1 pseudogene is annotated in these 607 nt (G+C 40.4%); it reads right to left on the reverse strand.

The features are described 5' to 3' along the window. A pseudogene (locus A3757_RS05215) lies at positions 1-588 on the reverse strand (DNA phosphorothioation-dependent restriction protein DptH); the annotation flags it as partial. Positions 589-607 lie beyond the last annotated feature (19 nt).

Raw genomic sequence — 607 nt, forward strand, 5'->3', positions numbered from 1 at the left:
CCACCACTCTTTGTTATCAACAAATTGAGAAAAGTACCCCTCTGGATAGATAGAATATAGTTCGTACTTATCAATCTGCATTAATGCCTGTCGGATGAACAACCCTCGATACAGCTTTCTCGAAAAACCATCTCCGCTAAGGAGCTCTTCACTTAAATAGCGCGATAATTCCTGAGCTTGCTTGATTGCTTTTTTAACGTCATAACTAACGCCAGTTTTAACCTCTAAAGGCAGCAAGTAGAGTTTTTGATCTTTGAACCCTACAAACAGTACGTCATCAGAAATAGCCCCCGACTTATACCCTTGAACATTCCTAGAAAACTCTGACTCTGACATCTTAAGGCCAATATTTCCGGACACTCTTACCATTTCAGCAGCCGACATCGGTACCCAAGTGATATCAGAATTAGCCAACAAACAACTCACTAATTTATACGCTGCTAATATTCCTTTACGCTCTTTGCGAATAAGCGGTGGATCAGTGATCATCTTTAATAACCACTCTCCATTAAAGGCATTAAATTCGCCTATCAAGCCTCCCTCTTCTTTCTCAAGCACTTTGTCATACAAATCAGTTTGACGTGTCACCGTAATCGCATCATAACTA

This window comes from Oleiphilus sp. HI0117 (assembly GCF_001635235.1).